The following is a 21,529-nucleotide window of genomic DNA, read 5'->3' as shown; positions in this document are numbered from 1 at the left end:
GACCAACACCAGAACAGACCACGACCACAACAAGAAAAACCAAAGCGACACCGCCAAACAAACCCGGCACCGCCAAACAAAATCAGCCCCTGAACAACCCCAAACCCTTCCCCTCTATAATGTCGGCAATTCTGACAAGAGGTGCTTCATGATCATCAAACCGCGCGTGCGTGGCTTCATCTGTGTATCGACCCATCCGACCGGCTGCGAAGCCAACGTCAAGGAACAGATCGAATACGTCAAGACACGCGGCCCCATCGCCAATGGCCCGAAAAAAGTGCTCGTGATCGGCGCCTCAACCGGCTACGGCCTCGCCGCCCGCATCAGCGCCGCCTTCGGCTCGGACGCCGCCACGCTCGGCGTCTTCTTCGAACGCGCCGGCAGCGAAACCAAAGCCGGTACGGCCGGCTGGTACAACACCGCAGCCTTCGAAAAATTCGCCAAAGAAAAAGGCCTGTACGCGACCAGCATCAACGGCGATGCCTTCTCCGATGAAGTCAAGCAACGCACCATCGAAGTCATCAAGCGCGATCTCGGTCAGGTCGATCTGGTCGTCTACAGCCTGGCAGCACCCAAGCGCACGCATCCGAAAACCGGTCAGGTGTTCACCTCAACCCTGAAGCCGGTCGGCAAGGCCGTCAAGCTGCGCGGCATCGACACCGACAAGGAAGTCGTCAAGGAAACGGTCCTCGAACCCGCCACGCAAGAAGAAATCGACAACACTGTCGCAGTGATGGGCGGCGAAGACTGGCAGATGTGGATCGACGCCCTCCTCGACGCCGGCGTGCTAGCCGACGGCGCGAAAACGACCGCGTTCACCTATCTCGGCGAAAAAATCACGCACGATATCTACTGGAACGGCTCGATCGGCGCGGCCAAGAAAGACCTCGACCAGAAAGTGCTCGGCATCCGCGAGAAACTGGCGGCCAAGGGCGGCGATGCACGCGTCTCGGTGCTCAAGGCTGTCGTCACGCAAGCAAGCTCCGCGATCCCCATGATGCCGCTGTACCTGTCGCTGCTCTTCAAGGTCATGAAGGAAAAAGGCACGCACGAAGGCTGTATCGAACAGGTCTACGGTCTCTTCAAAGACAGCATGTACGGCGCAACGCCGCACATCGACGAAGAAGGCCGTCTGCGCGCCGACTACAAGGAACTCGATCCCGAGGTACAGGCACGTGTCCAGGCACTCTGGACCCAGGTGAACGACAACAACATCTACGAACTCACCGACTTCAGCGGCTACAAGACCGATTTCCTGCGTCTGTTCGGATTTGAAATCGCCGGCGTGGACTATGAAGCCGACGTCAACCCGGACGTGCAGATCCCCGGACTCGTGCAGGTGTGAGTCTTCGCGGGGCATCCACCGCCCCGCTTCCCCGGCCGCGCGGCAAAGCCCATATGGTTCAGGTCGTCGGTCGCCCGGGCGATGGCGCGCCGTTCGTTTCCGAGGCATTCGGCGGCTCGGTTGCGCCAGGCATCAGCCTTACGCCGCTGACGGAGTGGCTTGCCCGCTCGCAACCGTCTGTTCTCGCGAACGAGATATGGGCGGTAGACGCATTTCGAATGGCGTCGTAGCCGAACTGCCTGTCAACAGGGAAACGCCCCCTGAAGCGAGCGCAGAATGGCGAGCCCGATTGGAAAGTCGTCTGAAATACTCGGATGATTGGCGAAAAACTGATCGAGCAGCGGATAGACGTTCTGGTTGCCGATGGCCAGGTTTTGCGGCGGACAGAACAGCGGCGGACGTTTCTTCGACACCAGATCCCCATTCGCCCAACCCAGCGCGTTGATCGTGCCCGTGATGTAAGCCGCGTACACCGAGTTGTTGTCGGTATGTGCCCAGAGCTTATATTGCGCGGCCGTCATCTCGGCGCTTGCGTTGAGCGTAAAACAGGCTGCCAGCACAGCCAGTGCAAATTTCAGTACCCGCATCTTTCAAACCTTCAATCTGTATCGCGAAACCGGCCATTGTAGGCGAGTCGCGCCGAGCTACACAGAAGCACCCCGCACCTGGTCTTTCGTAAGCATTTGACTGGTATTTTTGTAAGCATTCACCTGCGAACGAACCCGTCACGCCAATACCGCCTCAGTTCGGCTGCGTCGGCCTGTTCGCCAAGGCGGCACAACGGAGCGCCGCCCTGGTGGAGTAACCGCGTGGCTTACGGCGTGCCGTTGCGGCAATACGCCAGATAGCCAGGACGCATGGCGAGGCGCGCCATGTAAGCCGTCAGCGCGGGAAAACCGCCATGCTGTAGCGGCGTTTCGAGCCAGCGGTTGATCGAGAGCGCGATTGGGATGTCCGCAAGCGAGAACGACGCTCCGGCGATGAAGGCACCGGTCGTCTCCAGTTGCCGGTCAACGATCGCAATATGGCGCCTCCAATTCACGCACGACAGGTCGATCTGCTGACGATCCTGATGCGCCGGCGAATTGCGGACCAGCGCCAGAAACGCGTAGCTCCATGCCCGATTGAGTTCGCTCGCCTGCCAGTCGATCCATTGATCGCATTTCGCGCGTTCGCAAGGGTCCCCCGGGTAGAGGAACTCGCCTCCATAACGGCCGGCCAGATAACGGATGATCGAGTTGGATTCCCACAGCACGAACTCGCCGTCCCGGATCACCGGCACCATGGCGTTCGGGTTCAAAGCGACGAATTCGGGCACGTTGGTCGTCCTGAATCCTGAGCCCCAATCTTCCCGCTCAAACGGCAGGCCGAGTTCGGTACATGCCCACAGCACTTTGCGGACGTTGATGGATGAGGCTTTGCCTAGTATCTGAAGCATGGCTGGTCGCTGCCCGTTCGGTCGCTATGGAGAAATACACCGGGAATCCGGTTCGAATCGTAGCGTATCCGTGACGTGACGAAGCGGACATGGACACTTTGCGCGCAGCGCACAGGGCCAGCTCGCCAACCTGACTCAAACCGACTCAAACCGACTCAAACCCCACCAGCACATTCACTGCATTCACTCCGATCGCCGCGACCGCATAGCCGCCTTCCATCACGAACAAGGTCGGTTTCCCCAATCGTCCGATCGCCTCGCCGATACGCAGATAGTCCGCGCTGCGCAGCTTGAATTGCGAAATCGGGTCTTCTTCGAAAGTATCGACACCGAGAGACACCACCAGTGCATCCGGCGCGTAATCGGCGACACGCGCGCAGGCCGCGTCGAGCGCCACCGTATAGTCCGCCCAAGCCGTACCCGGTTGCAGCGGAAAGTTGGCGTTGTAGCCGAGGCCGGCACCCGCGCCGGCTTCGTCAGCGTGGCCGAGAAAGAACGGGTACTCAGTGCGCGGATCGCCATGCAACGACGCGAACAATACGTCCGAACGCTGATAGAAAATGCTTTGCGTACCGTTGCCGTGGTGATAATCGACATCGAGAATCGCCACGCGCTTTGCGCCCGCATCGAGGAACGACTGCGCCGCCACCGCAGCGTTGTTGATATAGCAGTAGCCGCCCATATAGTCCGCCGCAGCGTGGTGCCCAGGCGGGCGGCACAACGAGAATGCGCCGCGCGCACCTTCCCTCACGTGGCGCGCGCCGGTGAGCGCCACGTTCACCGCGTCGCTGACGGCGGCCCACGTGCCCTCGGTGATCGGCACACCCGCATCCATCGAGTAGTAGCCGAGCTTGCCGTCGATATCTTCCGGCACGCGGTCCTGGCGCATGCCGCGCACCGGCCATATGAGCGGCAGCGCGTCATGCTTGCGGCCGAGCGCGCTCCATTCGTCCCACGCGCTGCCGAGAAACGCAATGAAGCCTTTGTCGTGAACACGGTGCACCGGATCGAGTCCGAACGATGCGGGCGCAATCACGTCGCCGAGCTTCGTTTCGCGCACCCGTTCCAGGATGAAATCAGCGCGGCTCGGCATCTCGAAGCAAGGCTTCATTTCGCCGTCGATCAATTCCGCGTGGCCATGATGCAGCCGGTGCCGATCGCTATACACAGTCAACATGCAATGTCTCCTCAGAATGCTTGCTGCTCGAATCCGTCACTCAATCCGGCGGGGTCCGTCACACTCGTGGATACGATAGTCACGGTGCCCCCTCCTGCGTCCGGTGTACGCCGTCGCTCGTCGCGAGGATGCCGTAGCAGGCCGGCCGCCGGTCGCGAAACACGCCCCATGCATGGCGTGTCGCGGCAACCGCATCCAGATCGAAACGATGCAGCAGGATCGCGGACTCGTCGCGCCCCGCTTTCCTCACCTGCTCGCCATACTGATCGGCGATGAACGACGACCCGTAATAGCGCTGCGGGAAGTCGCGGCCTTGCTCGCGGCCGGTGCGATTCGCGGCGATCAGCGGCACGAGGTTCGCGCCTGCGTGGCCTTGCATCACGCGCTGCCAGTGCGCGCTGCTGTCGAGCGACGGGTCTTGCGGTTCACTGCCGATCGCGGTCGGATAGAGCAGCAGTTCGGCGCCGAGCAGCGCCATCGCGCGGGCCGTTTCCGGGAACCACTGGTCCCAGCAGATACCGACGCCGAGTGTGCCGTAACGCGTCGGCCAGACGCGCAAACCTGTGTCGCCGGGCGTGAAGTAGTACTTCTCGCTGTAGCCCGGGCCGTCGGGAATATGAGTTTTGCGGTAGCGGCCGAGCACGCGGCCATCGGCGTCGATCATCGCCACCGTGTTGTAGAAGACGTTGCCGGCCCGTTCGAAGAAACTGATCGGCAGGACTACGTTCAATTCTGCCGCGACGCGGCTAAACCGCGTAATGGCGGGATGGCCCTCGAACGGCAGCGCATGACGGAAGTGCTTTGAATCCTGTTCGGTGCAGAAATACGGCAACTCGAACAACTCAGGCAGCAGAATCACCTGTGCGCCTTGTGCTGCCGCTTCACGCACGAGGCGCTCGGCCTCGGCGAGATTCGCCTCGCGATCCCATCCGGGGACGGCCAACTGGATTGCCGCCACGCTGACTGCACGCATCTCATGTCTCCCTTGTATTGGTCTGGGAAAATTCTGCCCGAGGTGCGCGCGTGAGCGATAACGGAGAAGCGGTCATCGAGGGGATAAATGTGGCCAATGTGGCCCGGCGTCAGTCGTTCATGATGAGACTTTGCGGCACGAGGTTGCGCCGGCCGATTCGTCTGCTCCGAGGGGCGTTCCGACAGAACCGCCAGTCAGGCGTAGCGGTAATCGCTCGGGCAATGGCCCGTCCAGCGGCGGAACGCGTGTCGGAAGCCCGCCGTTTCGCTATAGCCGAGCCGCTCGGCAATATCCGACATCGACAGCCGCGTGCGCGTCAGGTAGTCGAGCGCGAGATCGTGGCGCACGCGGTCGAGCAGCGTCTGGAAGGCAGAGCCGCTGCCCGCCAGGCGTCGTCTAAGGGTGCGCTCCGACACGCACAGCGCATCGGCGAGCGCGCGCAACGAACCGTAGCGGCAGGGGTCCGAATACAGCAGGCGCAAGCTGCGCGCGGTCACGTCGTTGCCCGCCGCGGTGGCCCATTCGCGTTCCAGTTGTGCGCATTGCTGGCGCGACATCAGATAGCTCACCGGCTCGGCGAGCGGCAGCGGTTCGTCGAGCCAGCTGGCCGGAAAAATCAGGGCGTTTTCGGTGGCGTCGAACGTGGCGCGACGGCCTATGCGCGCTTCGTAGGCATCCGCGTGAGCGGGTGCGTTGAACGTCACCTTGAGCGTATCCGGCGCGCGCCGTGCCGACAGCACGTCGCAGACGATCGCCCACATCGAGGCGAGACACATGTCGGTATTGATCACAGCGAGATCCGGCCGGTAGTGATAATCGGCCGCGACGATTGCTGCTTCCTCCGCGTTGCGGCGCAGCGAGACCTTGAAGTAGCTCCCGAGCAGTACGGGAAAGTCCTGGGCGCATTGCAGCGCGTCGCCGAGCGTGGGACTCACCAGCATCGCGTAGCCGAGGATGCCGTAGCTCGAAATATGCATGGCGCGGCCGATGTCGAGCCCAATACGCGTATCGCCGCAGGCGCGCAACGCGTTGGCGAACACCATCAGTTCCTGCGCCTGCGTAACGAGCCCGGACGGTCGCCGCAGGTCGGCCGCGCCGACGCCGCTTCCCGCCAGCAGCAGCTCAGCACTAATCCCCTGCCGCTCCAGCAGTGAGACGGCGGCGGCAATCGTATGCAGGGTCGCGACGCATTGGGCCGGCGACGGGCGTTGCGAACACGGCACATCGGTCATGGGTAGCTCTCAGGTTCCCTCGATGAACCGATGATATTTGATCAAATTTCCCAAAAGGAAAAATCCATGTCATGATTTGATCAAATCTCATGATGCAAAACGTCCAGCTTTCCCGAACAGACAGCGCGTCGCGCAGGCTTCGCCGCCCCGCTTCGCGCCATCTTCATCAACCGACTGGAGTCAACCTTGCAAAGCGACCTACGCGACGATCTACGTGAGTTCCTGGAGCATCACCGCATCCACGAGGTGGAATGCGTGATACCGGACATGACGGGCGTGGCGCGCGGCAAGATCGTGCCGAAGAACCTGTTTCTCTCGGAAGGCAAGATGCACATGTCGAACGCGCTGCTGATGATCACCGTCAACGGCGAGTTCGCGGATTTTGAGCGTTTCGTCGGGCCAAGCGATCCCGATATGGTCTGCATTCCCGATCCGAACACGGTTCGGCTCGTGCCGTGGGCAATCGAGCAGGTCGCAGTGGTGATCCACGATTGCGTCGGACTCGACGGCAAGCCCATCGGCATTTCGCCGCGCGCGGTGTTGCGGCGTGTGCTCAAACTCTACGAGGAAAAAGGCTGGCGCCCCGTGGTCGCGCCGGAGATGGAGTTCTACCTGATCGCGCAGAACAAGAATCCGCATGAACCGCTGCGCCCGCCGCTCGGCCGCGCGGGGCGTCACGAAGCCGGGCGGCAGTCGTTTTCGATCGACGCCGTCAACGAATTCGACCCGTTCTTCCAGGACCTGTCGCGTTTCTGCGAGATGACGCATCTCGGCGTCGAAACGCTGGTACATGAAGTCGGCGCGGGGCAAATGGAAATCAATTTTTCTCACGGCGACGCGCTCGATCTCGCCGACCGCGTGTTCCTGTTCAAGCGGGCGGTTCGAGAAACCGCCTTCCGCCATGGCATTTTCGCGACCTTCATGGCCAAGCCGATGGAGCACGAACCAGGCAGTGCGATGCATATTCATCAGAGCATCGTCGACCGCGAAACCGGTGCGAATATCTTTTCGCTGCCAGACGGCACGGCCAGCCCGCTGTTCTTCAACTATATCGGCGGTTTGCAGAAGTACATGCCGCAAGCCATGCCGATGTTCGCGCCCTATGTGAACTCCTATCGGCGCCTGTCGCGGTTTACCGCCGCGCCGATCAACGTGCGCTGGGGTTACGACAACCGCACCTGCGGCATCCGCGTGCCGAACTCCGGACCGGACGGCCGGAGGCTCGAAAACCGCGTGCCGGGGGTCGACGTCAATCCGTATCTGGCCATGGCGGCCACCCTCGCCTGCGGTTACCTCGGCATGGTCGAGCAGCAGGAAGCGTCGGCGCCGATGGTCGAAAGCGCCTACGACCTCGAATACGAATTGCCGCGTGGCCTCGAAGACGCCCTCAAGGCGCTCCTGAAGTGCAGCGAACTCGCCGACGTGCTCGGCGAGAACTTCGTGCAGGCCTATTGCTCGGTGAAGGAAAAGGAGTTCGAGACCTTCTCGCAAGGCATCACCGCGTGGGAACGCGAGCATCTGCAACTGCTCGTCTGAGCGCGGACAGTTTATGGAAACGTCATTGGAGAAGCAGGATTTGGATACTCGTCACGGCATCAACTGGGAGCGCGCGCAGGCGCTTGTCGAACGCGAGCGCCGCGCTTTTGCGCAGGCCATGCCGGCATCGCGCGCGCTGTCCGAACGCGCCGCGCGCCACCTGTTGTTCGGCGTGCCGCTGCACTGGATGAACGACTGGTCGACGCCCTTCTCGCTCTATGTCGACGAGGCGCGCGGCGCCTCGTTTACCGATGTGGACGGCCATCGTTACGCCGACTTTTGCCTCGGCGACACGGGCGCGATGTTCGGCCACTCACCCGCCCCCGTGGCCCGCGCGCTGGCGGCCCAGGCCGAGCGCGGCCTGACGACCATGCTGCCGGGCGAGGACGCCGCGTGGGTCGGCGAAGAGCTGGCGCGCCGTTTCGGCCTACCCTACTGGCAGTTCGCAATGACCGCGAGCGACGCCAACCGCTTCGCGCTGCGCTGGGCGCGCGCCGCGACCGGGCGCAGCCAGATCGTGATCTTCAACGGCTGCTATCACGGCACCGTGGACGACGTCTTCGTCGATCTCGTCGACGGCAAGCCGCAACAGCGCGACAGCCTGATCGGGCAGGTGCACGATCTGCTCGAGGCGACACGCGTGATCGAATTCAACGATCTCGCCGCGCTGGAGAACGCGTTGAAAGACGGCGACGTGGCCTGTGTGCTGGCTGAGCCCGCGATGACCAACATCGGCATGGTGCTGCCCGAGGCGGGCTACTGGCGCGAGGCGCAAGCGCTCATGCGCCGCTACGGCACGCTGCTCGCCATCGACGAAACCCACACCATCAGTTGCGGGCCGGGCGGTTACACGAGGGCGTACGGCCTCGAACCCGACCTGTTCATCCTCGGCAAACCGGTGGGCGGCGGCTTTCCGTGCGCGGTGTACGGGTTTAGCGCCGAGCTGGCGGCCCGCGCGCAACGCGCCAAGCGCAGCGCACCGCCCGGCCACTCCGGCATCGGCACCACGCTGACGGCCAACATGCTGGCGATGAGCGCGATCCGCGCGACGCTTGCCGAAGTGATGACCGAAGCCGCCTACGACCACATGCTCGCGCTCGCACAACGAATCGAGGCGGGCCTGACGAATGCGATCGCGCGTCATGGCCTCGCATGGTGCGTGACGCGCGTCGGTGCCCGCACCGAATTCCAGTTCACGCCAACCCCGCCGCGCAACGGCACGCAGGCCGGCCGCCAGCTCGACCCGGAGCTGGAACAGATCGTTCATCTGTATCTGCTCAATCGCGGCGTGCTGATCACGCCATTTCACAACATGATCCTGGTCTGCCCCGACACGTCGGTAGACGACGTCGACAGACTGGTGTCGATGTTCGACGCCTGCCTGGCCGAACTGACCACGGGAGCGTCTCTCGATCGCGGCTGATCGGGTACGGCCGGCGCTAAACTGTCGGCCTTTCTGCTGTCTCTTTTGGCTTCTGCTTCGAGCTTTATGAAAACTTCGCGCCATCACACGCTGCAGGACCAGACCTACGAAACGCTGCGGCAATGGCTGACGATCGGGCGCTTCGTGCCGGGCGAGCGCATCAAGATCCGTCACGTCGCAGCCGAGCTCGGCGTGGGCGAGATGCCGGTGCGCTCCGCGTTGCAGCGCCTCGCGGCCGAATCGGCGCTGGTGAACGTGCCCAATTGCGGCGTGACGGTGCCACGCTTATCGAAAGAACAATTCGACGATGTGCTGCGCGTGCGCCTGATTCTCGAAGGTCAGGCCGCCGAACTGGGCACGCCGCATCTCAGCGCGCGCGATCTGGCAACGCTGGAAAAACTGAACGATGAAATGGAACAAGCTCTACGCACTACGGACGCCAAGGGCTATCTCGACGCCAACGAAGCATTCCATCTGATTCTGTACCGCGCGGCCGGCTCTCCGCTTCTACTCGAGTTGATCGAAACGGTGTGGCTGCAGGTCGGGCCGATTTCGAACCTCCTATTTGGCGATGCGCAGTTTGCCGGCACACTCAACGATGCGCACGACGAATTGCTGAACGCCGCCAAGGCGCGCGACGCAGCCGGCGTGCGGCGTGCGATCGAACACGATCTGAGTCATGCGGCGCGTTGTTTGCGGGCACAGTGTCTGTGAGGATCGCGCTTGAATCAGGCCTTCAACGTTGCCTGTTCAAGAATCATGTCGTACAGCGCCTGTGCCGCCGGCGATAAATGAGCCGTCTTGCGCGCCACCAGAACCAGCGTGCGCGAGACCACCGGATGCGTAAGCTCGATGGTGCGAACCGTCGGATACGCACCCTTCTGGATGGCGAGCGCCGGCACGACGGCCGCCCCCACTCCCTGAGCGACCAGACCGACCGCCGTCGAGCTGCGTTGCACTTCATAGAAAGAGCGCAGCGACAGCTCGCTTTTCTCCAGCGCAACATCGAGCAAGGCGCGATTGCCGCTAACCTCGCCCGCAAAGATCAGCGGATAGGGCTGCAATTGCGGCCACGCGATGCGCCGTCGTTTTGCCAGCGGATGATCTTCATGGCAAATCAGCACGTAGCGGTCTTCCGTCAACGGCACGCTGGCGAGATCCGGATGATGCTCGCCGGCGATATTGATGCCGAACTCCACCTCGCGGCGCAACACCGCCGCCTCCACTGCGGAGGAAGCGTGATCGAGAATCTTGATGCGGTTATGCGGATGACGCGCCGCATACGCCTGCAGAATGCGCGGCAGGTACTGCACGCCCACGGTCGGCACACAGGCAATCGACACGTCGCCGCGACGGGCCACGCCCGTCTCGCGAATCTCCATCAGCGCATCGGCAAGCTCGCCCAATAAACGGCGTGCCTGCGGCAAAAAACTGCGCCCTATTTCCGTCAGCGCCATGGAACGGGTGGTCCGCTCGATCAGCGTGACGCCGAGAAACGCTTCGAGCTTACGCAGGCGTTGGGTAATGGCCGTTTGCGTGACGTGCAACGAATCGGCCGCGCCCTGAAAGCTGCCGCGATCCGCGATTGCAACGAACGCCTGGACACCTAGCGTGTCGATTTTCATTAGAAAAATGAAGGAATGGCAATGATAAATTCATTTTACTCCGCCGTCGCCGCCGCACAGAATGAGTGGATTGGATCGGGTCGGCATTGCACGCGGTGAGCGGATGTCGGCGAACATGGCTTGGTGGCCAGGATGGCAGGGCAACGGAGGGAAAGATGACTTCATCGACGGATTGGGCGGCAAAACAGTACATGTTGTTCGAAAACGAGCGTACGCGCCCGGTCAGGGATCTCCTGGCGGCAGTCCCGGCAACGACGGTGCGGGTCGCGGTCGACATCGGCTGCGGTCCCGGCAACTCCACCGAAGCGCTGGCGGCCCGCCTGCCCGGCGCGACGGTCAGCGGCATGGACAGCTCCCCGGACATGATCGAGGCAGCCCGCAAACGCCTGCCGCAATTCCAGTTCGACGTGAGCGACATTGCGACGTGGGATGCGCCGGGTCCGTACGACCTGATTCTGGCGAATGCCGTGCTGCAGTGGGTGCCCGATCACGAGCCGCTGTTTGCGTCGCTGGTGAAGAAACTTGCGCCGGGCGGCAGCCTGGCCGTGCAGATGCCGGACAACCTCGACGAACCGGCGCACCGCCTGCTGCGCGAAATCGCGGCGGACGGACCGTGGGCGCCCAAACTCAAGGGCGTGGAACGCACCATGCGCTATGGAGCCGACTGGTATTACGGGCTGCTCAAGCCGCTGTGCGAGCGGGTCGACGTGTGGCGCACCGTCTACCATCACCCGCTCGCAGGCGGCGCGGACGCGGTGGTCGAATGGTTCAAGGGCAGCGCGCTGCGGCCGTTCCTGGCCGAGCTCGACGACCATGAAAAAGGAGTCTTCCTGGCGCGCTACCGGGATGCGATCGCCAAGGCTTATCCGGCGCTCGCCGACGGCACCGTGCTGCTGCCGTTCCCACGGCTGTTTATCGTCGCGACGCGCTAGCGCGGCCGGGACGGCGGCTCGCTGGCAACCGCCGCCGCACGCGGTTTGTGGTACCGGCGCCGCCAGGGTCAGTCAGGCATTGCCGCTCGTGAATTCTGCGTGATATTGTGTAACGGAAGCGGAGGACGGCTTGCCGTCCTTACCGGAACGCAATTTACAGCAGCGAGCGTCGCCATGAGTGATGTACGCCATCATCTGAGTCCACGGGACCGTTTGGAGCTGTTGTGCTGGCTCACCTGCGGTTGCCTTGGCGCTTATTACCTGAATGAGGACTGGCCTGACGCGGCGTTTCACGTGCAGGCCGCCCATAAGTGGCTCGACCACCGGTCCCGGGAAGCGGACTGGCTGAGCATCGCCAGGCTGTCGGCCACCGCGCTGGAGATTGCGCGGCGGCACGCCAAATTTGTCGAAGCCGATTGGGCGCGGGACGCCGTCGAGGAAATTCTCGACACGGACGAACTCGATCCCCAGGCGCGGCTGGTGAAGCAGGTGCTGGCGGATTGCCAGAGCGCCCTGGCGGACAAGCGCCTGGCCGATTAACGGCAGACTAGAAATTGTGCCGTATGCCGACGATCACGGAGAGTTGCTTATCCGTGTCCGAGTTGACGATATTCGGAATCTGCGCCAGATTTTCGGTCTGCCCTGTCGCCGGATCGATCGCGAGGCCGGCGCCGGAAGATTTCTGCCCGATCGCCACCGCATAGACCGCTGTCCGCTTCGACAGGCTGTACACCGCCCCCAGGTTGATCTGATGCACGCGCGTTGAGGTACCCCCACTCGGTTTGGCGTCGTTGAAGATATATGCCAGACCAAGCTGCAAATCCGGCGCGAGCGAATACGTCGTGTTCAACTCGGCAATGTCGAACGCGATATCCGCCCCGTCGGGTCGCGCCGCACTCGCGAAATACTGGCTCTGCGACAGCCGCGTGTGCGTGTAGCTGAGCGCCACGCTCGCCTTGCCGAACGCATACGAACCCCCTGCTCCGAAAATCCTCACCTTGCTCGCCTGCTGCAACAGACAATACTGTGCATCGGCATTCGAGCAACTGAAATCGCCGATATACCCGGCAGTACCGCCTAAGGCCGCCTGCAACGGCTGGTTCAACTCCAGATACCCCGCGCTCAACGACAACGGGCCCTGCGCGTAATTCGCCGCCAGCGACCAGCCCTTGTTCTGCGAAAAATTCCCTGCCACGCCCCCAAGGCTGAACAGCCCGCCAACCGTCAAACCGCCGAAGCTCGGGCTGATGTACTTGATCGAGTTGTTGAAGTTGAACGCCTCGTTGAGATTGTCGACGTCGCCGAAATGCGAGCCGTATAGCGTCGCCCAGTTATTGCTCGACGCGTACGCGCCCATGTAGTCGGAGAACGGATCGTATTGACGGCCGACCGTCAGCGCGCCGTAGGTGGCGTTGTTCAAACCGACCCATGCGTTGCGGTTGAATAGCGTATTCGATTGCAGCATCGTGCCGCTGCCGATCAGAAAACTGTTCTCCAGCGTGAAGTTCACCGTGGTGCCGCCACCGATATCCTCGGCGCCGGTCAAACCCCACCGCGACGGCACCAGGTTGCCGCCGGCCAACTGGTAATTCGCGTGGCCGTTGGTGCTGCCGTTGGCGAGCGTCGTCTGCTGGTTGGTCGTGTAGACGACGCCGGCGTCGACCGTGCCATAGAGCGTCACCGAAGATTGCGCATGGGCGCCCATCGCGAGGCCGCACGTGGCCAGCGCAAGCGCCGAGCGCTTGACGAATTTGTCTGCCATATCTCTGTCGAAAGTTAAGTGGTGAAATCAGCAAGAACAGCGGGACGAACGACACCGCTGCGCTGCTGCTCAGGAATGAACAGCCGTAGTCGACTGCTGGAACGTAGGGAGGCGGCGCGCGCCGCATGCGTGGCGCGCCCTTCGATTACTGCCCGAAGCGTGCGTAGATGTCCGGCCGCTTCTTGCGCAAGATGAGACCGATCACGACGCCGACGAGCGCCACGGCGAATACGATCCAGGGGAAAGATTTGACGATCGGGCTATCGGAGCCGCTGAGCGCGTCGAGATTGCGCACCAGAATCACGCCGATATACAGCAGGCCAATGCCGCCCACCAGAGGCGCGACAAACGAGTGCCATACACGCGTGTCCTTACGCGTCTTGCGGAAGAATGCGATGACGGAGAAACTGGTCACTGCTTGCAGCATCACGATACCGATCGTGCCGAGCGCCGAACTCCAGCTGAATACGATGTTGAAGGCATCGCTGCCGGCCGCGATGAAGAGCCCGAGCAGAACGCACACCGAGAGTGTTTGCAGATAGCTCGCCACATACGGTGAGCGATATTTTTCGTGCACCCGGTTGAGCGCTTGCGGCAGGATGCCCTCCAGACTGAGCGCATGGATATAACGCACCAGCGTGTTATGGAACGACAGCAGACTCGCGAAGATACTGCTGAGCAACAGGAAGCTCATCACGGTCGTCACCGCACCGCCCAGGTACTTGCCGGATTGTATGAACCAGAAGTCGCCCGGTTGCTTCGTCGCGACCGCGACCACGTCATTCAGTCCGTACGCGCAAACAATCGTCCACGTGACGAAAGCGAAGAAAACGAGGATCAGCATGACCGACACATATGTCGCGCGCGGTACGGTCACCTTCGGATCGCGACACTCCTTACCGTAAATTGCCGTTGCTTCAAAACCGATAAACGACGCGAAGGCGAACATCACTGCGATGCCGAGGTGACCGCTGAACACATGTTCCGGCGTGAACGGCGCGAGCGTGAGGCCGTTCGGGCCACCGCCGTGCACCACAATTGCAATCGCGAGCAGCAGCAGAATGCCGAGTTCGAGACACATCAGCACGCCTAGCAGCCGGCTATTCAGATCGATACCGCGAATGCCAGTGAATTGCACCACGGCCACGCAGGCCAGCGAGTAGCCGTACCAGGGCATCGCGGTGTGCAGCAGCGGAGACAGAATCACCGTGCAGAAGAATCCAAACAGCCCGTACAGCGCGATCTGGATAAAGGTGTACGACATCAGCGCGACGAGTGCGCCGGCCATGCCCAGCGGCCGTCCGAGTCCCGCGGTAATGTACGCATAGAACGCGCCGGCGCGCACCACGTGCCGGCTCATCGACGCAAATCCCACGCTGAAAATCAGCAGCACCACGCCGGCAATCACGAACGCGCCAGGAATGCCCGCGCCGTTGCCCAGACTGATCGCCGGCGGCACCGCGCCGAGCATGCCGGTCAGCGGCGCGGCTGCGGATATGACGAGGAACACGATCTGCCACAAGCCCAGCGTATTGCCCTTCAGTTCCACGGGATTCTCCGCGTCGATCAGACGGGTCGGAGAGTAGGGTTCATTCATCGCTGCCTCTATTTTTGTTGGCTAGTCTGGAATTCGCCTAAACCCGGGACATGCTGGTCCAGACGCTCGGTTGACCGACATTCGATACTTCGGTGTGAGCGCATGGTAGGTAGCTAAAAAATAAAGCGTCTTCGCGAACTGCGCCATTTTTTCGATAATCTGCGCCAATGCGCGCTACCTGGCAGGCGTGGCGGTTCGCAGCAAATACTTAGGATGTTGAAGTTATTTTTCGTGTGACGAATGCGCGCCTTCCTGCTTTCAGCGTGAAAGAAATTTTCGGTGTCAGGAGCGTTTATTGTTTCTTCCAGTTGCGCGTAGCGCGCCACAACACTGTCGCATCGGCATAACCCACGGCGCGAGCGATCGCCGCATTAGTGAGCCCGTCACGTTCAAGCAGTCCTTCCACACTGCGCTGCCGCTCTTCGCGCACGATCTGCCGTACGGAGGTCCCCGCCTCTGCCAGATGCCGCTGCAAAGAGCGATGGGATAAGCCAAGATCTTTCGCGATGTCCGCAACGATCAGTTTTTCGTGGGCAAGCCGCCGCGTGACCAGATCGCGCACCTGCTCGACGATGCTGTGAGGCATCGCATCGCGCGCAATCAGATCCGTGGCATGGCGTTCCATCATGCGCGCCATTTGCGTGTCGGCGCTCTTGAGCGGTGCGTCGAGATCTTGCGGGCGCAGGATCACGCCATTGAAAGGCTGCTGGAAGCGCACCGGTACACGGAAAATGCGTGCGTACGGTTTGGGATCGGCCGGTGCGGCATGCTCGAAATGCACTTCCACCGGATTCCACGCCGCGCCGCGTACGGCGCGAATCATATGGCACATCGTCGACAAGCTGTACTCCGCATCCTGCCGGCGCGGCCATATCTGCGGATTGGCGATCTGATAGGTCCATACCGGCCATTCGCCGTCGCGCAGCAACTCGCAGGTCGTGGTGTTCTGCCACGAGGCAAGCGCGAGGGAGAATTTGCGCATCGCCGCGTTCAAGGTTGGTGATGACAGGAACACGAGACCCGCGGGCCCGAGCTCCGTCAGTTGCAATTCGCTGCCGAGACGCAAGCCAAGCGACGGTTCGCCGAGTACCTCGGCCGCGCGCTCAAAGGCCGCTACATAGCGGGTGAGCGGCAGAATTTCATAGGGGTTCGACAGGAGCTTGCGGCTCATGCCGAACGCTTCGAGCAGCGCGTCGCAATTGGCGCCTGATGCATCGAGCGCGCGCACAATCGGTCCCATTACCGCAGCGCGGATCATCGGGAAACTGCCGTTGAGCGTGACTTTTTTCATGCGGAGCGTCTCCTCTCAAGTCTTCGCTGATGTGCTGCTGTGTCATTGCACCTGGCGCACTTTATCGTTCATTTGGCGCGATAAGCAAGCGCGAAAATAATATTGAGTTCCTACGATTTGCCATCGACTCAGCGTTCGCCGCGCTCGGCTCATCTGCGCGGGACCGCCGTCCGGTCCAGCACAATCCTTACGGGAACCTTATGAATACGAATGCCACGAAAGCCGCTCACGCGCCAGTTCATCCGCTCGATCCGCTGAGTCCGGACGAAATGCAGCTTGCCTGCGATCTCGTGAAGGCCGGCGAAAAACTCGACGCGCAGGTTCGCTTTCCGATGGTCGAATTGCGTGAGCCGCCGAAGGCCGAAGTGGTCGCATTCAAGGCCGGCGAGTACTTCTCGCGCACGGCGTTCGTCCTGGCAATCGACCGCACGAACGGTACGATCGTTGAATACACCGTGGACCTGAGAGAAAAAAGAGTCGCCTCGCGCAACGCGCTGCCGTGCGATCGCGCGCCTTACGGCCAGCCGCCGATCATGATCGAAGACTTCATGAACGCCGAGCAGATCGTCAAGAACGACGCCGCATGGCGCGTTGCGGTGTTGAAGCGCGGCTTGACCGAGAAGGATCTGGAGAACGTGCAGGTGGATCCGTTTTCCGCCGGCTGCTTCGACCGCGAGAACGAGAATGGCCGGCGCCTTGTGCGTTGCGTGAGTTATTACCGCGAGAGCGTGACCGATAACGGCTACGCGCATCCGATCGAAGGCGTGGTGGCGGTGGTCGACCTGCTCGAAAAGAAAGTGATCGAACTGGTGGACGACGGCCGCATCATTCCGATTCCGCGTGCGAAGCACAACTACGACACGCCGAGCCTCGGCGAGCCGCGCGGCACGCTCAAGCCGCTGTCGATCAGCCAGCCGGAGGGCCCGAGCTTCAAGATCGACGGCTGGCACGTGAGCTGGCAGAACTGGAACTTCCGGGTCGGCTTTACGCCGCGCGAGGGACTGGTGCTGCATCAACTGTCGTGGGAAGACGGCAAGAACACCCGCCCGATCATCTACCGTGCGAGCGTGACCGAGATGTGCGTGCCCTACTCCGACCCAAGCACGAACCACTACTGGAAAAGCGCGTTCGATGCCGGCGAGTATGGTCTGGGAAAACTGGCAAACCAGCTTGAACTCGGTTGCGATTGTCTCGGCACGATCCGCTATTTCGACATTCCGTCCGCTGACGATTTCGGCAATGCGTTCCTGATGAAGAACGCCGTGTGCATGCACGAAGAGGATTACGGCACCCTGTGGAAGCACTATGAGTTCCGCACCGGCGTGTTCGAAATGCGCCGCTCGCGGCGCCTTGTGATCTCGTTCTTCGCGACCGTCGGCAACTATGATTACGGCTTCTACTGGTACCTGTATCAGGACGGCACGATCCAGCTCGAATGCAAGCTGACCGGCATCGTCCAGACCTCGGCCGTGGCCGACGGCGACGCATATCCGTGGGGCGGCATGATTACCGAGAACCTCGGCGGACCGACCCATCAGCACTTTTTCAATGCGCGCCTGCACATGATGGTGGACGGCGAGCGCAACACTGTGACCGAGCACGAATTCGTGCCGCGTCCGATGGGCGAAACGAATCCGTACGGCAACGTCTTCGACACCACGAAGCGCGTGTTCAGAACCGAAAGCGAAGCCGCGCGCATGGCGAACGGCAGTACGGGACGTTACTGGAAGGTGACCAATCCGAACGTGAAGAACGCCGTCGGTGCCAATCCCGGCTACAAGCTGATCGTGAACGACTCCCCGCTCATGCTGGCGGACGAACGCTCCAAGGTTCGCCAACGCGGCGGCTTTGCTACGCGCCACGTGTGGGTCACACCGTTCGACCCGGCCGAGCGCTACGCGAGCGGTGACTATCCGAACCAGCATGCCGGTGGTGATGGCTTGCCGCGTTACATCGAAGCGAATCGCAACATTGAGAACGAAGACATCGTCTTGTGGCACAGCTTCGGACACACCCACGTATGCAAACCCGAGGACTTCCCGGTGATGCCGGTGGAGTATGCCGGGTTCATGCTCAAGCCAAACAACTTCTTCTCTGCCAACCCGACGATGGACTTACCGTCCGAGCGTGACCAGAACAGCGTTGAAGACGGCAAGTCCGCGGATCATGGCTGCTGCAAGCACTGAGCCGGCGCCGCGCCGCGCGCGAGTTGCGGCTGCGCGCATAGCCGACGCGGCATGCGTGCGTGCCGCGATGGCGGCGGACGCCACACGCCTGCTGACGGCGAGCATGGGAGAAGCGGCACGCCGGCCGATTGCGAGCCTGAGAAACCACACAGGCGGGCTAGTGGCGAGCGTGAGTGGCACGGCCTGTGTGTTGCTCGTGAGTGGCGTCGCGACACTGGCGACGCAAGCCGGCCTTGGTCCACGAGCCAGCGCGATATGGATGAGCGCGCTGGCTTTGGCAACGATGACGATCGTGCCGTTATTGATGTCACGGGTCGCGAGAGCGCACACCACGTTTGCAACGGCAGTGACGCTGACCGTTGCGATGAGTGCAATGAGCGTGGTGCCACCGTATGTGGGCAAGCTGGAGCATTCCAGTGCAATAGCGGCGACGTTTGCGATGGTGGGTGGCGTATTGCTCTGTTGCCGGTGGCATCTTGCCGGCACGTGGGCTGCGCCATCAGGATATCCCGATCGAAATCGGTACACGAGTAACAGCACGGATCGATCGAGCGAATCCATCTATGCGACCGGCGCAACGGTGCTGCTTGCATTACTTGCGGGCTTATCGAGCGGCATGCTTGCGCGTTTCCAGCTGGTTGCAATTTGCGGCGTGGGTAGCCTGCAACCGATGTGGCAGATCGCACTTTCGCTGGGTGCTGTTTGTGCGTTGTCGTTCATCGCTGACCGATCCGGCAACAACAAACGGATGTTGATTGCGTTGTACGTGTCACGCGCGGCGTTAATTGCAGCGCTTGCCGCCGCAGACGCCCCCACGGCGGCCGTGCTCGCGGCAAGAATATTTGTGATTCTGGACTGCCTGACGATTCCGGCGCTCATGAAGCCACGCGGCAAATCGAGCGGGGTGATAAACGCCGGCTGCCCTGGCGCGGCACATCACGTCGGCATGATATTGGGCGCAACGTTATCGACGACGCCTTATTTTTTCGGTCACGGATTCACGATGCTGTATGTATCGGCCGCGACAGCGAACCTGGCTTGCGCCGTAACGCTGGCGACCGGCCGATGGCCACCGCGCAAGCACTTAAAGCACCGCACCCTGGGGCAAACCTATCCGGCGAGCACGAAGTGCGAGTCGGGAAGTATGACGGCCTTGTCACTGAGGCGGAATGTGCGGGAGCACAGATTCCAGATGCACCACTACCGTAGCTGCGCGGGGGACCCGCTTAAGAATTAGCGGTGTAAAGCCGCTTTCTTTTGCCTACTTTTCTTTGCGGCCGGCAAAGAAAAGTAGGTGCCGCCCCGCACAGGGGCAACGCCAATAGACCACTAACAAATCAAGGAAAGGCCAAAAGCGCCGGATCAAAAAAAACACCCCTACAGGCAAGCCGCAAAAACCAAGAAACTCAACCCTCACCGGAGCCTCCACAAAATGCCCGACCAAAAAACCACAGCACATCTTCCCACCACCATGTTCATCAACGGTGAAAAAACCCCGAGCGCCGCAGGCAAAACCTTCCCCATCTACAACCCAGCCACAGGAGAAGAACTAGCCCAGATCCCGGACGCATCGGAAACCGACATCGACCACGCGGTCAAAACCTCGAAGGCGGCCTTCGAATCCAACACCTGGCGCAGAATGCCGCCAGCCACTCGTGAGCATCTGCTACTAAAACTAGCCGACCTGATAGAACAGCACACAGACGAACTAGCCACCCTGGAGACCCTGAACCAGGGAAAACTCATTGCATTTTCAAAGATGCTGGAAGTTTCGGGCAGCGTCCAGTGGTTGCGCTACATGGCTGGCTGGGCCACCAAAATCGAGGGTACGACTTTCGACCTGTCGATCCCCTTCCCGCCGGGCACCCGCTACAACGCTTCGACAAAACGCGTCCCGACGGGCGTGGTAGCCGCAATCGTCCCCTGGAATTTTCCGCTGCTGATGGCGGTCTGGAAAATTGCCCCGGCGCTCGCCTGCGGCTGCACCGTCGTGCTCAAGCCAGCTGAAGAAACTCCTTTAACGGCAATCCGTCTGGCCGAACTGGCTCACGAAGCCGGCTTCCCGCCGGGCGTATTCAACGTCGTCACGGGCCGCGGCGAGACTGCTGGCGCGGCGCTGGTCAGGCATCCGTTGGTGAACAAAGTCACTTTCACCGGATCAACCGAAGTGGGCCGCATCATTGGTCGCCAATGCGCAGACGATCTGAAGCGGGCGTCGCTGGAACTGGGTGGCAAGAGTCCGGTGATCGTGCTGGACGACTGTGACCCGAAGAAAGCGATTGAAGGCGCGGCAGGCGCGATTTTCTTCAACCACGGACAGGTGTGTACTGCGGGTTCTCGCCTGTACGTTGCGCGATCGATTTACGACGAAGTCGTGCAAGGGATTGCCGCTGTGGCCGACGGTATTGCATTGGGTTCTGGTTTTGACGCGGCGACGCAGATGGGGCCTATGGTGTCCGCCCGGCACCGCGACAAAGTCATGGGGATGATTGCGCAGGGCAAGCAGGAAGGCGGTGAGATTCTGTCGCGCGATGCGGCTGTTGATGCGGATGGTTTTTTTGTCCGGCCGACGGTTATTGCCAATAGTGCTTGCAAGCCGCTTACCGTTGTCAGGGAGGAGGTATTCGGACCGGTGTTGGTGGCGATGCCTTATGACGATATCGATGAGGTTTTGACGCTGGCCAACGCGTCAGAGTATGGGCTTGGGGCGAGTGTGTGGACGAATCAACTCGATAAAGCGCTGCGGCTTGTCGATGGGATCGAGGCTGGGACGGTTTGGGTCAACACGCATAATATGGTTGATCCGGCTATGCCGTTCGGTGGGTTTAAGGCGTCCGGGATCGGACGGGAACATGGGAAGGTTATTGTTGATTCCTATACGGAATGTAAGTCTGTTTGTATTGCTTACTGATATTTTTTGCCTGGTTGGTGGTTTTTGTTGTTGATCTGGATTTTTTGGGCGTTGCCCATGGGTTCTGGGCGGTGCCTTGCTGGGTTCGTGGTCTGTTTTGT

The 21,529-nt window shown here is 61.4% G+C and carries 18 protein-coding genes; 9 read left to right on the top strand and 9 right to left on the bottom strand.

The window, feature by feature from the left end; genetic code table 11:
• Positions 1-148 precede the first annotated feature (148 nt).
• Positions 149-1,345, top strand: coding sequence for an enoyl-ACP reductase FabV (gene fabV, locus AC57B6_RS16655; protein WP_281665173.1), 1,197 nt, complete (start codon positions 149-151; stop codon positions 1,343-1,345).
• Between the two features lie 242 nt (positions 1,346-1,587).
• Here fabV and AC57B6_RS16650 read toward each other — a convergent pair whose 3' ends face one another.
• The 5 genes from AC57B6_RS16650 to AC57B6_RS16630 all read right to left on the bottom strand — a co-directional run bounded on the left by AC57B6_RS16650 (position 1,588) and on the right by AC57B6_RS16630 (position 6,165).
• Positions 1,588-1,932 carry a hypothetical protein gene (locus AC57B6_RS16650; RefSeq protein ID WP_025496479.1) on the bottom strand — a complete coding sequence of 115 codons (345 nt, stop codon included), beginning with the start codon at positions 1,930-1,932 and terminating at the stop codon, positions 1,588-1,590.
• A gap of 227 nt (positions 1,933-2,159) precedes the next feature.
• The gene (locus tag AC57B6_RS16645) at positions 2,160-2,783 is read right to left on the bottom strand and encodes a glutathione S-transferase family protein (protein WP_496421732.1); all 624 of its coding nucleotides are present in this window, start codon (positions 2,781-2,783) and stop codon (positions 2,160-2,162) included.
• Positions 2,784-2,928: 145 nt separating this feature from the next.
• Positions 2,929-3,960, bottom strand: a complete 1,032-nt coding sequence (locus tag AC57B6_RS16640) for a histone deacetylase family protein (protein WP_030103588.1) — start codon at positions 3,958-3,960, stop codon at positions 2,929-2,931.
• Positions 3,961-4,039: 79 nt separating this feature from the next.
• A complete protein-coding gene (gene aguB / locus AC57B6_RS16635) occupies positions 4,040-4,933 on the bottom strand; it encodes an N-carbamoylputrescine amidase (RefSeq protein WP_025496482.1) in 894 nt (297 codons plus the stop codon).
• Between the two features lie 194 nt (positions 4,934-5,127).
• Entirely contained in the window at positions 5,128-6,165 is a 1,038-nt protein-coding gene (locus AC57B6_RS16630) for an AraC family transcriptional regulator (RefSeq protein WP_496421731.1), read from the bottom strand.
• Between the two features lie 186 nt (positions 6,166-6,351).
• Between AC57B6_RS16630 and AC57B6_RS16625 the strand changes: the two genes are divergently transcribed.
• The 3 genes from AC57B6_RS16625 (at position 6,352) to AC57B6_RS16615 (ending at position 9,838) form a co-directional block, all read left to right on the top strand.
• Positions 6,352-7,701, top strand: coding sequence for a glutamine synthetase family protein (locus AC57B6_RS16625; RefSeq protein ID WP_106353096.1), 1,350 nt, complete (start codon positions 6,352-6,354; stop codon positions 7,699-7,701).
• Positions 7,702-7,741: 40 nt separating this feature from the next.
• Positions 7,742-9,124, top strand: a complete 1,383-nt coding sequence (locus AC57B6_RS16620; protein WP_496421730.1) for an aspartate aminotransferase family protein — start codon at positions 7,742-7,744, stop codon at positions 9,122-9,124.
• A 66-nt stretch (positions 9,125-9,190) separates the two neighbouring features.
• A complete protein-coding gene (locus AC57B6_RS16615; RefSeq protein ID WP_496421729.1) occupies positions 9,191-9,838 on the top strand; it encodes a GntR family transcriptional regulator in 648 nt (215 codons plus the stop codon).
• Positions 9,839-9,852: 14 nt separating this feature from the next.
• On the opposite strand, the gene AC57B6_RS16610 is transcribed toward AC57B6_RS16615, so the two are convergent.
• Positions 9,853-10,749 carry a LysR family transcriptional regulator gene (locus AC57B6_RS16610; protein WP_028198759.1) on the bottom strand — a complete coding sequence of 299 codons (897 nt, stop codon included), beginning with the start codon at positions 10,747-10,749 and terminating at the stop codon, positions 9,853-9,855.
• Positions 10,750-10,904: 155 nt separating this feature from the next.
• Between AC57B6_RS16610 and tam the strand changes: the two genes are divergently transcribed.
• Positions 10,905-11,681: a trans-aconitate 2-methyltransferase gene (tam, locus tag AC57B6_RS16605; RefSeq protein WP_028198760.1), complete on the top strand. Its 777-nt coding sequence runs from the start codon at positions 10,905-10,907 to the stop codon at positions 11,679-11,681.
• A gap of 174 nt (positions 11,682-11,855) precedes the next feature.
• Positions 11,856-12,221, top strand: coding sequence for a hypothetical protein (locus AC57B6_RS16600; protein WP_028198761.1), 366 nt, complete (start codon positions 11,856-11,858; stop codon positions 12,219-12,221).
• A 7-nt stretch (positions 12,222-12,228) separates the two neighbouring features.
• On the opposite strand, the gene AC57B6_RS16595 is transcribed toward AC57B6_RS16600, so the two are convergent.
• The 3 genes from AC57B6_RS16595 to AC57B6_RS16585 all read right to left on the bottom strand — a co-directional run bounded on the left by AC57B6_RS16595 (position 12,229) and on the right by AC57B6_RS16585 (position 16,331).
• Positions 12,229-13,443: a porin gene (locus tag AC57B6_RS16595; RefSeq protein WP_144195828.1), complete on the bottom strand. Its 1,215-nt coding sequence runs from the start codon at positions 13,441-13,443 to the stop codon at positions 12,229-12,231.
• Positions 13,444-13,588: 145 nt separating this feature from the next.
• The gene (locus tag AC57B6_RS16590; protein ID WP_496421728.1) at positions 13,589-15,040 is read right to left on the bottom strand and encodes an APC family permease; all 1,452 of its coding nucleotides are present in this window, start codon (positions 15,038-15,040) and stop codon (positions 13,589-13,591) included.
• A 292-nt stretch (positions 15,041-15,332) separates the two neighbouring features.
• Positions 15,333-16,331 carry an AraC family transcriptional regulator gene (locus AC57B6_RS16585; protein WP_046569356.1) on the bottom strand — a complete coding sequence of 333 codons (999 nt, stop codon included), beginning with the start codon at positions 16,329-16,331 and terminating at the stop codon, positions 15,333-15,335.
• A 200-nt stretch (positions 16,332-16,531) separates the two neighbouring features.
• Here AC57B6_RS16585 and AC57B6_RS16580 point away from each other — a divergent pair, with 200 nt between their 5' ends.
• From AC57B6_RS16580 to styD, 3 genes are all read left to right on the top strand, one after another.
• Complete coding sequence (locus AC57B6_RS16580; protein WP_496421727.1) at positions 16,532-18,517, top strand: primary-amine oxidase; 1,986 nt, start codon at positions 16,532-16,534, stop codon at positions 18,515-18,517.
• Between the two features lie 259 nt (positions 18,518-18,776).
• On the top strand, positions 18,777-19,754 hold the full coding sequence (locus AC57B6_RS16575) for a hypothetical protein (protein ID WP_496421726.1): 978 nt from the start codon (positions 18,777-18,779) through the stop codon (positions 19,752-19,754).
• A 195-nt stretch (positions 19,755-19,949) separates the two neighbouring features.
• Positions 19,950-21,428, top strand: coding sequence for a phenylacetaldehyde dehydrogenase StyD (styD, locus tag AC57B6_RS16570; protein WP_496421725.1), 1,479 nt, complete (start codon positions 19,950-19,952; stop codon positions 21,426-21,428).
• Positions 21,429-21,529 lie beyond the last annotated feature (101 nt).

The sequence above is a fragment of the Paraburkholderia sp. BGA-UO-ETr-F12 genome (assembly GCF_059567945.1).
The sequence above is the reverse complement of the archived record's forward strand: the minus strand, read 5'-3'. Positions and strand labels throughout refer to the sequence as shown.